Here is a 12,928-nt window from a genome sequence, read left to right on the forward strand (position 1 = left end):
GATTTTAAACCATCCTAATCTTTCTTCAGTCTTGTCTTATGGTACTTTGGCTGCTTAAAAACTGTCCGGAGTATTGTCTGATAGTGGAACCGACAACTTGTGATATCGTTCTTCAATAGCATCAATTGCATTAGCAATAATATTCATAAACACCTGATTCAGTTGGCTGGCATAGCACTCCACCAGCGGCAGTTTCCCAAACTCCTTAATTACTTCAATTTCCGGGCGGCTGTCGTGACTCTTCAAGCGGTGCTGCAAAATCAACAAAGTGCTTTCAATTCCCGCGTGAATATCGACCGGCTTCATTGCCGATTCGTCCAGTCGCGAGAAATTTCTGAGGGACAATACAATTTGCCGGATGCGCTCGCTTCCTACCTGCATCGAACCCATAACTTTTCTTAAATCCTCAGCCATGAAATCCAGATCTATCTCTTGAATGCGATCGACAATTTTTGAATTTGGTTCGGGATACTCCTGTTCGTAAAGAGTCACCAGATCCAGCAACTCTTTAGTATACTGGTTGAGATAATCAATGTTAGCGTGAATGAAATTAACGGGATTATTAATCTCGTGAGCAATCCCGGCCACTAATTGCCCCAAAGAAGACATTTTTTCAGTTTGAATGAGCTGAGTTTGAGTAGAGCGCAATTCCAGGAGCGCTGACTCTAAATCTCGAGCTTTTTCTCTTTCTCGCGCCTCGCTTTGTCGCAGTGCTTCCTCTGCTTGCTTGCTAGTCGTAATATCCTGGGAAACTCCAATTATTACCTTAGCCTGACCCTCCGCATTTCTACTAAAAATAGTATCGCGACTTTGCAGCCACAACAATTGACCATCTGCTGCCCGTACCCGGTACTCAATTTCCCTAGTTTCGCCATCTTTAATTCCTGCAAAGCTGGCGTGATGTTTCACAATTTTAGGCAAATCTTCGGGGTGTATTAACTGAGGCATCAGTGACGCATCCATCGCTGTAATTTCGTCGCTGGTATAGCCCAAAAGCGCGAGCATTGAAGTATTAGTGTAGATATTTCGCTGTTCTTCCAAGTCGTAGAGATACAAAATACCGGGAGTAGCTGATGCTACTTTTTGAATGAACTGCTGGCTTTCTTGCAAAGCTAACTCAGCTTGTTTGCGATCGGTAACATCAATGGTGATGCCGTCCCAAAGAATATCGCCGTTTTCTTTAGCTTCAGGACGCGAATTTGTCTGAAACCAGCGAATCTTGCCTGAAGGTAGTACCAACCGTCCTTCCCACTGCCAAGGTTGCAGATTTTGGGCAGAAATAGCCACAGATTCGGCGTAATTTTGGCGGTCGTCGGGATGAACCAAATCTGTTAGCAAAGCCGAATTTTGTAGAACAGCTTCTGGCTCTAACTCAAAGATTTCTCGGGAAGCAGGACTCATGTAAGGGAAACTGACAGATCCATCTGCACGCAACAAACATTGATAAATGATTCCCGGCAAATTAGCAGACAGCTTTTGGAATCTTGCCTCGCTTTCCCGTAGTGCTTCCTCTGCTTGTTTGCGCTCCGTAATATCAGTAATTGAACCAACCATGCGGACGGCTTTTCCAGATACATCCCACAAAGCTTGTCCTCGACTGAGTATCCATTTGTAGGCGCTGTTGTAGCACCAGCAGCGGTATTCGATGATGTAATGCGGCGTTTTTTTGTTTAAATGGTCTTGGAGAGCTTGCATTACTAAGGCTAAATCGTCGGGATGCGTGCCCTTGTTCAATTCGTCGAAGTAATCGAGAATGGGGCTGTGTTCGTCGTATCCGGTGATTTCCTTAAATCTATCGGACAGGAATAGTTCCCCTGTTTGCAAGTTCCAGTCCCAAATGCCGTCGTTGTTGCCTTTGAGTGCTAACTGCCAGCGTTCTTCAGTTTGCATCAATTGAGCAGTTCTCTGTTGGACTCTATTTTCTAATTCTTGATTGAGTTGTTGGAGACTTTCTTCTGCCTGGTTGCGTTCGATCGCAATTCCGGCTAAATTCATGGCTGCTTCTATTAATTGCAGATCAACAATTGGGGGGTGGCACGGTTGGGAATAATACATTCCAAAAGTTCCCAAAACTTGACCCTGAGATGAGAAAATAGGAGTAGACAAGCACGCTCTCAGTCCAAAACTCAAGGCTAAATCTCGATAATTTTCCCACAAAAAATCGCTGGCAATATCTGTAACGATCACCTGTTGGCGGGTAAAGGCAGCAGTGCCGCAGGAGCCTACATCCGGGCCGATGGCTCTGCCATGAATAGCAGCATTGTAACTGTCGGGTAAACTGGGCGCGGCTCCGTGCAGCAAATGTTCGCCGTCTGGAGCTAGAAGCAATATCGAACCGATGACATCTCTAGATTGCTGCTCGATAATTTCAACTAAGGTATTTAAAGTATCGCCAAGAGGAGCGCCCTTAGCAATCATTTCTAAAATTTGTTTTTGACCGGTCAACCAACTTTCAGCTTGCTTGCGCTCCGTAATGTCGCGGGCAACCCACAAAACCGTTTTTTCTTTCATTGGCGAAATGGTAGCGGCAAACCACGTTTGTACGCTGGCAATTTCCAGGTTATATTCAAAAGTACAGGTTTGATTTGTAGCAAGGGCGGTGCGAATTTGCTCCTGACAAAAATCTGCAATTTCTGGCTCGAATAATTCGCTGACTTTTTTGCCGACAAGTTCTGCCGACGGTTTGTATAAAAGTCCGGGATTTGTCGGGGCAATTTTCAGGTAGCGTCCCTCAATATCAATCACTAAAATTACGTCGTTCATGGCAGCGAACAAAGCTCGAAGTTCCGCTTCAGAAGCTTGCAGGGCGATTTCAGCTTGTTTGCGATCGCTAATATCCGTCCCGATACAAAGCACTCCTGCCAAATTTCCCTTCCCATCTAGTAAAGGTTTATTTGTCCACGCTATCCACACCCTTTCTCCATTGCGGCGGATGTTTTCATTTTCGTTTTGCAAGTATTTTTCCGGCTGTGCCAAACAGTCTCGAATGATTGCCGCCAGGCCACTTTCTGATAAATCTGTTTTCGGTATAATTGTGCCGATCGCACTTTTGCCGATGATTTCTGCTTCTGAATACCCGAAAAAAGTTTCAGCACACTCGTTAAAAAAAGTAATCTTGCCTTCACTGTCTAACTGCACAATCATACTGTTAGCATTCTCAACGAGTTGCCGATACTTAGCTTCGCTGGAACGCAGTTTCGCACGGCCGTACACCCAGCTAAAAACCGCCACCCCGCTCAAAAGTGCCAGCAAGCCGCCTCCAAAAAGCAGCCAGCCTCGAAACGGCGAATTCGCAGGCCATCCTCCCGCCGGAATTGCTGCCAACTGCCAGGAACCGTTGGGCAAAGTCACTTCCAGCATCACGGGATTGTGCTGAAAAATTGACCCGTCACCGAAAAACACTCGGCCGGATGCTCCCTTCCCGTCTTGGCCCCGCAGAGAGTATTGCAGCTTCGCTGAGGAGTCGTTGAGTCCTGCTTCCTCAATCAGGGAATTTTTGTCGATGATCAGACCTGTCAAGCCCCAGTAGACTCCTGTTTCGGGCTCGGCACCGGAGGGTGTGAGAAAAATGGGCGATCGACTGATGAACGCCAAGTCCCCCTCCAATAATTTTACGGGCCCGGCAAGCAAAGTTTTTCTGGTGTTGATGACATCTTTGACCATTTGCCTGTGTTCAGGTAGCGCCGTCAAGTCAATGCCGATCGCCGCTTCATTTCCGTCCCGCGGATAAATGTAAGCGATCGTCGTGCCTTTAACTAAAGTTATGGCGCGAATGCCCGGTTGCTGTGCCACCAGAATTCTCGCCGTCGCTGCAAACTCGGCTTCGGTGATATTTGGGTTGTTGGAAAGGTAAGCCACCAAACCCCGCATCAGAAATAGCCGGGAATTTAAAGAGCCTTCTAGCTTAGAACGGACTGTGCTGAGCCGATCGAGGGTGCTAGCGCGGTTGTATTGAAAAAACCGCCGCTGTTCTGATCGATCTAAAATGCCAACTCCGACCAAAATTGCTATTGATGCCGAAATTGCTGCTAAATACGGTGAAATTTGGAATTTTTTCACCTTAAAGTATTCCATCTGCCGGCGGTTAAGGTATATTTTTTACATCTTTAGATAGATTTAGTTTAGTTTGATTTCTGTAGGCAAATGCCAGATTTGCGGCATACCGGGCTTTTCGCAAGCGGGCGCGAGTTTTTTGTGTTCTAGGACGCCCGCCGAACGTCGGCGATGTGTAAGCCTCTAATCATCAATTCTATGGAAAAAGTTTTAAATCTACAATCGACTGACCGAAAGTAATGTGCTCATAAGCCCCCGGATTCATTCCTTCGCAGGCTCAGGACGGGATCAATCTAAAATCTAAAATCTAAAATCTAAAATTGGTTGACTCCTCCTTGATCGGGTAGGGCGCGCCATGCTCCCGCACCACACCGGGGGGGGGAGCGCGCACCCGAAAGACGGGAGTTATTAGCTAAAATAAGGTTAGCAATAATTTTTTTCAGCGCTACGGCTAATCATTCATAGGGGCAATTTGATGCAAGAACAGTTGATGGAAGCGATCGCACCTTACCGCGATCGCGTAGATTATCTAGAAGTTCGCCTCGAACAAAGCGAGTCAACTGCGATTAGTTTTCGCGGCCCTCAGTTAGATGCTGTCAACCGCAGTTTTAGTCTCGCAGGCGGCATTCGCGCCTGTCACAAAGGCGGCTGGAGTTTTGTAACTTTTAACGGTTTAGCTGAGTTAAAAGACCGCATTGAAGAAGCTGTAGTGCAATCTCGTTTGGTTGGCAGCGAAAAAACTCTACTAGCAGATGTCACCCCGATTCAAGATTATGTAGCGGTGGAATTGGGTCGCGATCCGCGCTCTATTACTTTAGCCGAAAAGCGGAAATTGCTCGAATCTTACAATCAGTTGCTGTTAGATTATGACCCGCGAATTCAGACGACAATGGCAGGTTACAGCGACAGATTTGGGATTACTTATTTTGTGAATTCTCAAGGTACTTGCATCGCTCAAGAGCGCTTGGACGTGACCGGGCGTTTCGGAGCGATCGCCCGCGGCGAGGGCGGTGTTGTCCGCCAAGGGTTTGAGTCGATTCACTCGCGATCGGATTACAATGTCTTGACAAATATTGAAGATCGTGTTAAGAGTGCTGCCGTTCGAGCTGTTGGCCAACTAGAGGCAAAATCGGTGAAAGGCGGTCAGTATCCGGTGATTTTAGACCCTTATTTGTCGGGGGTTTTTATTCACGAAGCTTTCGGGCATTTGTCGGAAGCAGACGGCATTTACGAAAACCCGAAAATGCAGGAATTGTTGACTTTGGGCAAGCCTGTGGCGATCGAACAATTGAATGTAATTGACGACGCAACTGTACCGGGATTGCCGGGAACTTTGAAATACGACGACGAAGGTGTGCCGGCTCAGTGCAAGCATTTAATTAAAAATGGAGTTTTAGCCGCTCGGATGCACAATCGCGAGACTGCGGGCAAAATGGGCGAAAGTCCGACGGGAAATGCCCGGGCTCTGAGCGCTACTTTTATGCCTTTGGTGCGGATGACTAATACTGCGATCGAATCTGGCGAACATTCTTTTGACGAAATGGTTGCCGACATTGACGAAGGAGTTTATGCAGTGCGGATGTTGGGAGGACAAACCAACGGCGAAATGTTTACCTTTGCGGCGGCTCAAGGGTTCATGATTCGCGACGGCAAATTGGCTGAACCGGTGAGCGATGTCACTTTAAGCGGCAATGTATTTCAGACTTTAAAGGATATTGAGTCGATAGGAAACGACTCGGTTTATGCCTACGGGGGTTGCGGTAAAGGCGGCCAGAGTGGTTTACCAGTAAGCGTCGGCGGCCCCCATTTGCGGATTAAAAATGTCGTCGTCGGAGGAAGATAATTATTAGTCATTAGTCATTAATTATTAGTTCAAAACTTACGCAACTGGCAGATGGTGAAGGCGTGCTCGCGCCCTCACGCCTCACCTTAACCAGTCCCGGACACTGACAAATTGACAACTGATTCAAAATCTACTATAGAGGGCTTCAGCTAGGTCGTTCGGTGTTTGGGGGACTTCAGAAATCACAGAGAAATTGGGGAAGTGCGATCGCAATTATAGACTTTACTAGACTTTCCCTTGATTTTTTGTTTAATTCCCCTTAAGTTTCCTTCATCTCTACCCGATTATTCTGCCTAATGGGAATCTCGATCACAAATTCTGCACCCCGCTCTGTTCGCTGTGATAAACACTTCAAATCTCCGCCGTGCTTATCCACCACAATCTGATAGCTAATAGATAATCCCAAACCAGTGCCTTGACCTACAGGTTTAGTTGTGAAGAAAGGACTAAACAGATGCGTTTTTACCTCGCTTGTTATCCCCAGCCCATTGTCTTTAACACTGATTCTTACCCAATCCTGATTCAGCATAGAAGTACGAATCGTAATCATACTAGGCTCGTTTTTAATTTGCTCCGGGCTGCGTTTTTTGTCATAGTAATTCAAGGCATCAATCGCATTGCTCAGCAAATTCATAAATACCTGATTCAACTGACCGACATAACATTCTATTTTCGGCAAATCTCCGTATTCTTGAATAATTTGAATAGGTGGACAATCCGGCTTAGGCTTGAGCCGACTCTGCAAAATGACTATACTGCTGTCGATGCCCTCGTGAATATTAACGGGTTTCATCTCAGCTTCATCAAGCCGCGAGAAGTTTCGCAAAGTCAGCACAATCTGACGGATACGTTCTGCCCCTACTTTCATCGAAGATAGCATTTTAGGCAGATCCTCTCTGATAAATTCCAGCTCTATTTTCTCAATTAAAGCTTCGATTTCAGGGTGATTATGGGCATCGTGCTGTTCGTAAAGGTTGATTAAATCCAATAGCTGCTGAGTATACTCATTAACATAAGTTAAATTGCCATAGATAAAATTAACGGGATTATTAATTTCGTGGGCAACACCAGCAACTAACTGTCCTAAGCTAGACATTTTCTCAGTCTGAATAAGCTGAGATTGGGTACGCTGTAACTTTTGCATTGCGATTTCTAGTTGGATAGCTTTTTCTCGCTCTCGCACTTCCGATTGCCGCAATTTCTCCTCTCTTTCTTGGCGGGAGCGCTCGTTTTCCTTTAGCTGTTGCACATGGGACAATGTTTTGTTAATTGTAATTTCTAAATCCTGAAAATCTATAGGCTTAGTCAAAAAATCAAAGGCCCCACCATTCATTGCCTTTCTAATATTTCCCAAGTCGCCATAAGCAGATATAACTACTGTTTTGACCATAGTAACTAGCTCGTTAAGTTTCGCTAGTAAATCCATACCATCCATGACTGGCATATTAATGTCTGTCAGTACAATATCTATATCCGGCTGTTCTAGCAACTTTGACAGCGCTTCTACGCCATTATGTGCAAAAAAAACTTCGTATTCTCCTGTGCGGATCTTTTTTCTAAATTTTTGGGAAATTAAAGATTCTAAATCGGGTTCGTCATCCACAAATAATATTTTAGCTGGCATATTGCGAACTCTTTCGGTTGTATACGACATTTTTTCTTCTTTGATTAATTACTTGATTAATTAACTTAACCGCATAATATTTATATACTTTAATGTCTATTATAGATTATTGCAGGAGTAATGAAAAGGCTGATTTATACAATTGCCAACCGGACGGCTGTAATAGGCTCTCTTGTTGGGTAGAGGCAAAATTATTAGCTCAACTCAAGTTCAGCCTTAGTTTGTCTGATTGGAATTTCAATCCAAAACTCCGCTCCCTCCCCCACCTCTGAAACACACTTCAATTCGCCCCCATGCTTCTCCACTATAATTTGGTAGCTGATATAGAGACCCAAACCAGTACCCTGACCTACAGGCTTAGTAGTAAAAAAAGGTTCATAAATGCGGTCTTTCACGTCTGCGGTCATTCCCCGCCCATTGTCCCGAATTTGAATGACAACACGGGAGTTTTCCTCTAGCAGAACAGTGCGAATAGTAATAGTGAGTTGAGGAGCGAAGATGTCATCTAGTGACTGTTGTTTATTGTACTCATTCAAAGCATCAATCGCATTAGAAAAAATGTTAACAAACACCTGATTTAGTTCTCCTGCATAGCATTCTACTAAAGGCAGATTGCTGTACTCCTGGATCACTTGAATTTCTGGACGCGCTGTCGTTGTTTGAAGTCGATGAGCCAAAATCAGCAGGCTGCTTTTGATCCCCTCGTGAATATCAACAGACTTTATGTTAGCTTCATCCAGCCTCGAAAAGTTGCGTAAAGACAAAACAATCTTGTGAATACGGTCAACACCACATTTCATCGAAGCCAGGATTTGGGATAAATCTGTTATCATAAATTCTAAATCTAAGGCTTTGATTTCAGCTTCAATCTCAGAACAGGGTGGGTGGTACTGCTGCTGATAGAGATGTAGCAGGTGCAATAGCTTTTGGATATAATCACTGACGTGGCTAATATTGCCATAGATAAAGTTAGCGGGATTGTTAATTTCATGGGCCATCCCCGCAACCCGTTGACCCAAAGAAGACATTTTTGCGGTCTGAATTAGTTGAGCTTGGGTCTTTTTTAGCTCTTGCAGACTTTGTTGTAAATCCTGAGCTTGTTCTCTAGCACGGGCTTCTGATTCCCGCAAGCACTGGTTTTCTTTTAAGTGTTGCACGTCACGCAGCGTTTTGTTGATGGTAATTTTTAAATCCTCCAAATCTATCGGCTTGGTTAGAAAGTCAAAGGCACCTAAGTTCATTGCATTTCTAATGTTTTTCAGGTCGCCATAGGCTGATATAACTATTGTTTTGAGGGGTAGGTCTATTTGATTAAGTCTAGATAGTAAAGTCAGACCATCCATTTCAGGCATATTAAGGTCGGTCAATACTATATCGATATCCGGGTGTTCTTTCAATTTTTCCAGCGCTTCTACACCATTATGGGCAAAAAAAAGCTGCCATCCTTCCGTGCGGATATTTTTTCTAAATACCTGGGAAATTAGATATTCTAAATTTTCTTCGTCATCTACAAACAGTATTTTTGCTGACATATTAGTCTTTCAGTTGCTAGTAGAACCCAGAAGGCAGAAGGAAGATGGAGAGGATGGGGAAGGTAGCAATTACCAATTACTAATTATGTTTCATTGTGAATTTACTCCAAATTGATTATTTTATTTTTCAGGGTCTCAAAATTAACAGGCTTAGTAATATAGTCATCAGATCCATAAGATATCGCGGTTTGATAATTTGTCTCATCTCCATAAGCGGTAATCATAAAAACTTTGATATCTGGAAACTTTTGTTTGATAATTCTGAGCAATTCTAGCCCATTCATCCCTGGCATATTAATATCCGACAAAATCAAGACAATAGACGCTTTTTTCGGGTTTTCCAAGTAGTCCAATGCAGTCTTTGCCGACAGGGCAAAATGAAATTCAATTTGCCCTGCTTTGATTTCTTTTCTAAACTTTTGCTTGAACAAAGACTGAATATCTTCCTCGTCGTCTACAACCATTACTTTCATTTTTTAAACTCCTTAACTTCGGCTATTTTTTTCGGCAATGTGATGATAAACTCTGTGTAATTTCCTGCTTCTGTTTCCACTTTGATTTCTCCCCGATGCTGCTGGACGATAATATCGTGACTGATAGAGAGACCTAGACCAGTACCTTCCCCCGCTGGCTTTGTAGTAAAAAAGGGATTGAAAATTTTATCGAAGATATCTGGGTCTATACCTGGGCCGTTATCGCGAATGCGAATTTCAATCGCCGAGCCCAGATTTCTAGTTCTGACATCAAGCTGAGGTGAAAATTCTTCTCCTGTTTCTTGTTTCTTTTTATGGGCTGCATAGCAAGCATTGTTAATAATGTTAAGAAAAACCCTGGAAATGTCTTGTGGCACGACTTCTACTTTGCCAATATCACTATCGTAGTCGCTGGCGATGATCATGTTAAAAGCAGCCTCCTTGGCTCGCATCCCGTGATAGGCTAGATTGACATATTCTTCCAATAAACTATTTATATTTGTGGCTTCCCAATGACCCCTTTGTCCGCGAGAATGCAAAAGCATATTGCCGACAATTCTGTCGGCTCTTTGACCGTGTTGATTGATTTTTTGGAGATTAGCTTTTAGATCGGTTAATAGCTCAGTAATATACTCCCTGCTATCGGGTTCTAAACGTTCTGTTTGATTTTCAATTTCTTGCAAAAGTTCTTCGGTTAATTCAGCAGAAACTTCTGAAAAATTGTTGACAAAGTTTAAGGGATTTCTGATTTCATGGGCAATTCCTGCTGTTAAACTGCCCAGGGAAGCGAGTTTTTCTTGGACGATAATTTGATTTTGCATAGCTCTGAGATTTTCTTCGATTCGCTGGCGCTCTTCAATTTCATTCTGCAATTGCTCCACAGTATGGGTGAGTTCAGATGTACGCTCTTCGACTTTGATTTCTAGTTCCTCATTAGCTTTTTGCAGTGCTTGCTGGGCTTGTTTGCGATCGGTGATATCGCGGACGATCGCCACATATTGTTGCAGATCCTGATTGGAAAGGGAAGCGCCTTGAGAGAATCGGTCGGAGATGGCAACTTCCAGAATACGCGCGCTACGATCAGAAAAATTGAAAGTTTGTTCGCTGCGACTGAGCCACTGCTCTGGCTGAACCCCTAATCCGGGTAGTAATTTGTTTAGGTGAGACCCAATTAGCCCACGAGCCTTTATTCCGAAGACGCTTTCAGCAGCGGGATTAGTCTGACGAATGACACCATTTTCATCTAGCACTACAATCGCATCTAGGGCAATGATAAACAGCTGTTCTGCTCCCTCTCGCGCCTCGTCCATTGAGACGACCTGGGGTAAGCTTGTCCAGCAGGCAACTGCCACCCCAATAAAAGCAACTGTCACCAGTAGCACTACGAATAAATTCAAGCCAACAGTAGAGTTAGCATATAATTTGAAGCCAAAAATCCAGCCGACAGAGACGGCGCTCACAATCAGCAAGATCAAAATTACAACCTGAAACGCCACAAAATCTGGCATTTTGCTCTTGCTTGTGTTGCGGTAAAGCCGAATCCACCACGACGGATGGAAAGGGGCAAAAGCAATGCGACTTATCCCTGCCTCCACTGCTAAAACGCCCAGGGGAAAAAACAACCCAATGATAAAGTCTTGCCAGCCCCAAGCCAAGCCTCCCACCACCAGAACCACCGCATCTACTACGAAAAAACCCAGCGACCACCCAGGCCACCGAACTTCAGGCTGATCCCGCCGGAGCCATAGTGAGAGATGGAACATCATCAGGCAGACAACCAAGCCAACATTAGTAATCGCCACAAGGCGAGGTACATTTCCCCAAGCTAGACAGATTAAACTGAGAACCAAAACAAAGACCAGCCCAAATCCAAATACACCCCGGCGGGATACAACTGCGAATGTTGGCGAAATATGCCCATCTACGGCAAGTTGATACAGCATCCGGGGGCAGTTGGAAACTATGGTCGCGCAACTCAGAAGACAGCTTGCGACTACCAGAAAGGTGACAAGGGTGGGAACCCAGGGTCCCCATAATACCTGACAGGCAGCTAATACATTCAAGAACACGTCATCTTTCAGACCAGGAGCAGTAGCCAAGCGCATCAGTACCCAGGAACCTCCTAAAATCACAGGCAGCATCCCCAGTGCGGAAATTTTGAGAAACTGCAAGGTTTTAGTAGGGTTGCGGCTATCCGCGACGAAACTGGCGGCGGAGTCACAGCAGTAGAAGATGTAGGTAGCAAAGTAAAACCATTTAGCCCAGTCAATAAAGGTGAATTCCGGCCAAATGGTGGGGAAAAAGCCGGGACTGTTTGACGAAAAAGCTAACCAGAATAGACCGTGAATGGAAAAAACGGATAGTACGCCGACTGTCGGTAACACGAAAAAGGCGTGCAGAATACTTAAGGCGCGAGTACCGCTGAATGTCAAAATGAAGGGTAGGAGCGTGAAGGTAATATTTAGTAAAGTTTCAGGACAGCTAAAACCTAAACTATTGAGGTTGACTTTGATTAATTGGGTCAGTACGATCGCAGAAATTGGCAGTGTTGATACCCAGCTTAAAAAGTAGCCGATCGCTGCATAGCTTCCCAGACCGGGATAATTTTTCAGCATTCGGGCGGTATAGTTGGGCGTTCCCCCAGCCATGTTTGGGAAATACTCACCGATGCGTTTTACCTGTAGATTGAGCATTATGCCCATCAGGATACCGGGCAACCAGACGAAGATGGCGCTAGGCCCAATCGCTGCTTGGATGGCTGTGGCGATGGTAAACCAATTAGCGAGACCTGTGAGGCCAAAGCCTGATGTTTCGAGGGCACTCAGGCTTCGGGGTAGACGCATGAGCTCTCGCCTCTTGAGACTTTCTCGTGGGGAAGGCTGAGCTGGTTCTGAGTGGTAGCCGTTTTCCGGCTGGTGTCGGATGCCTGTCGCCATCAGTTTTACCTATTATTTTGGGAATTTTGCTGTCGCCACCCTGATGTTTAGCTTTATAGCTTTTAACTTTTTCGGTTAAGCATTTTTGCTAGTCTTAAAATTTTGGGAAAGCTACCTTTCCCAGTCAACCATGAAAATCTATCTCAATCCGTCTTCAATATTACCAGGACTTACGCAACTATCACAGCTCAGTGTAAGTAGGTAGGTGGGATTAAACTAAACAATGTAACAGTAGGAAAACATTGCTCAGTCAACCACGCTTAGAGCATTTGCATACTTTACAATCGTTTACATAGTTGCGTCTTACAGCGCCTACCTACTTACCAGCACCAAAAAATTAGACAATAAACATCGAACGGGAAGTTTTAGTTGCTGAATTAAATAACTTAATACAATACTCCGGACAGTTTTTAAGCAGCCAAAGTACCATAAGACAAGACTGAAGAAAGATTAGGATGGTTTAAAAT

Annotated in this window: 6 protein-coding genes; 1 reads left to right on the forward strand and 5 read right to left on the reverse strand. The window is 44.6% G+C overall.

The features are described from left to right. Window positions 1–54: 54 nt before the first annotated feature. Complete coding sequence (locus tag QUA70_RS26710; RefSeq protein ID WP_333350850.1) at window positions 55–4,059, reverse strand: PAS domain S-box protein; 4,005 nt, start codon at window positions 4,057–4,059, stop codon at window positions 55–57. A gap of 469 nt (window positions 4,060–4,528) precedes the next feature. On the opposite strand from QUA70_RS26710, the gene QUA70_RS26715 reads away from it, so the two are divergent. Continuing rightward, window positions 4,529–5,896: a TldD/PmbA family protein gene (locus tag QUA70_RS26715; RefSeq protein WP_333333047.1), complete on the forward strand. Its 1,368-nt coding sequence runs from the start codon at window positions 4,529–4,531 to the stop codon at window positions 5,894–5,896. A gap of 259 nt (window positions 5,897–6,155) precedes the next feature. Here QUA70_RS26715 and QUA70_RS26720 read toward each other — a convergent pair whose 3' ends face one another. From QUA70_RS26720 to QUA70_RS26735, 4 genes are all read right to left on the reverse strand, one after another. After that, the gene (locus QUA70_RS26720; protein WP_333333092.1) at window positions 6,156–7,520 is read right to left on the reverse strand and encodes a response regulator; all 1,365 of its coding nucleotides are present in this window, start codon (window positions 7,518–7,520) and stop codon (window positions 6,156–6,158) included. A gap of 194 nt (window positions 7,521–7,714) precedes the next feature. Further along, window positions 7,715–9,052: a response regulator gene (locus QUA70_RS26725; RefSeq protein WP_333350848.1), complete on the reverse strand. Its 1,338-nt coding sequence runs from the start codon at window positions 9,050–9,052 to the stop codon at window positions 7,715–7,717. A gap of 101 nt (window positions 9,053–9,153) precedes the next feature. Then, window positions 9,154–9,525: a response regulator gene (locus QUA70_RS26730; protein WP_333333044.1), complete on the reverse strand. Its 372-nt coding sequence runs from the start codon at window positions 9,523–9,525 to the stop codon at window positions 9,154–9,156. After that, window positions 9,522–12,461, reverse strand: coding sequence for an ATP-binding protein (locus QUA70_RS26735; protein WP_333410748.1), 2,940 nt, complete (start codon window positions 12,459–12,461; stop codon window positions 9,522–9,524). The genes QUA70_RS26730 and QUA70_RS26735 overlap by 4 nt, the downstream gene beginning before the upstream one ends. Window positions 12,462–12,928: the final 467 nt, after the last annotated feature.

Origin of the sequence: Microcoleus sp. LAD1_D5 (assembly GCF_036702115.1) — a bacterium.
Taxonomy (GTDB): domain Bacteria; phylum Cyanobacteriota; class Cyanobacteriia; order Cyanobacteriales; family Microcoleaceae; genus Microcoleus.